The 1222-nt window shown below is 63.8% G+C and carries 1 protein-coding gene; it reads left to right on the forward strand.

The features are described from left to right. Nucleotides 1–1222: cbb3-type cytochrome c oxidase subunit I (locus H4N64_RS44110; RefSeq protein WP_186288252.1), on the forward strand; the 1222-nt coding region annotated here is incomplete at both ends.

Below are 1222 nucleotides of genomic sequence, written 5' to 3' on the forward strand. Positions count from 1 at the left end.
TCACGTCGTTCGCGTTCTTCTGCATCGGTGGCGTGATGGCGCTGTTCATGCGCGCCGAGCTGGCCCGGCCGGGCTTGCAGATCATGTCGAACGAGCAGTTCAACCAGGCGTTCACGATGCACGGCACGATCATGCTGCTGATGTTCGCGACGCCGCTGTTCGCCGGCTTCGCGAACTGGATCATGCCGCTGCAGATCGGCGCCCCCGACGTCGCCTTCCCGCGGCTGAACATGTTCGCCTACTGGCTGTACCTGTTCGGCTCGCTGATCGCGGTGGGCGGCTTCCTCACCCCCGACGGCGCCGCCGACTTCGGCTGGTTCGCCTACAGCCCCCTGTCCGACGCGGTCCGCAGCCCGGGCATCGGCGCCGACCTGTGGATCATGGGTCTGGCCTTCTCCGGCTTCGGCACCATCCTCGGCTCGGTCAACTTCATCACCACGATCATCTGCATGCGCGCTCCGGGCATGACGATGTTCCGCATGCCGATCTTCACCTGGAACGTGCTGCTGACCGGTGTGCTGGTCCTGCTCGCCTTCCCGGTGCTGGCGGCCGCGCTGTTCGCGCTGGAGGTGGACCGCAAGTTCGGCGCCCACATCTTCGACTCCGCCAACGGCGGCGCCCTGCTGTGGCAGCACCTCTTCTGGTTCTTCGGCCATCCAGAGGTGTACATCATCGCCCTGCCGTTCTTCGGCATCATCTCCGAGGTCATCCCGGTCTTCTCCCGTAAGCCGATGTTCGGCTACATGGGCCTGATCGCGGCGACGATCTCGATCGCGGGTCTGTCCGTGACGGTGTGGGCGCACCACATGTACGTCACCGGCGGTGTGCTGCTGCCGTTCTTCTCCTTCATGACGTTCCTGATCGCCGTGCCAACAGGCGTGAAGTTCTTCAACTGGATCGGCACCATGTGGAAGGGGTCACTGAGTTTCGAGACCCCGATGCTGTGGGCCACCGGCTTCCTGATCACCTTCACCTTCGGTGGTCTGACCGGTGTCATCCTGGCCTCGCCGCCGATGGACTTCCACGTCTCGGACTCGTACTTCGTGGTGGCGCACTTCCACTACGTGGTGTTCGGCACCGTCGTCTTCGCGATGTTCTCCGGCTTCCACTTCTGGTGGCCGAAGTTCACCGGCAAGATGCTCGACGAGCGCCTCGGCAAGATCACCTTCTGGACGCTGTTCATCGGCTTCCACGGCACCTTCCTGGTCCAGCACTGGCTGGG

Origin of the sequence: Streptomyces cupreus (assembly GCF_014257025.1) — a bacterium.
GTDB classification, from domain to species: Bacteria; Actinomycetota; Actinomycetes; order Streptomycetales; family Streptomycetaceae; genus Streptomyces; species Streptomyces cupreus.